Source organism: Virgibacillus sp. 7505, from assembly GCF_002272135.1.
In the GTDB taxonomy this organism is placed as follows: domain Bacteria; phylum Bacillota; class Bacilli; order Bacillales; family Amphibacillaceae; genus Terribacillus.
Genome location: NZ_NPBF01000262.1, coordinates 1 through 244, shown reverse-complemented (window position 1 = coordinate 244; position 244 = coordinate 1). Strand labels below are relative to the sequence as shown.

The following is a 244-nucleotide window of genomic DNA, read 5'->3' as shown; positions in this document are numbered from 1 at the left end:
ACGTCACCGCAAAAATCGTATTGCCAGGCAAGCGATAGGAGCCATCCATAATAAGCTGCAATAAAAGAATGACAAATACAAGCTCGATTGTATACGGTGCAAGGGTTTCATGGGTTTTCACAAGCTGGTTAGCCACTTCCGTCGGTATGTGATCAAGATGAAAACGGATGATTGCCACCGTAATAGCCGGAAAAAAGGTGGCAATAAAAAAATACAAATACCGAAGAGGACGTGCGCCAAAGCG

At 44.3% G+C, this 244-nt stretch carries 1 protein-coding gene; it reads right to left on the bottom strand.

Features of this window, described 5'->3' with window-relative positions:
* The coding region (locus CHH91_RS18880) for a spore germination protein (protein WP_141234239.1) at positions 1–244 on the bottom strand (244 nt) is incomplete at both ends.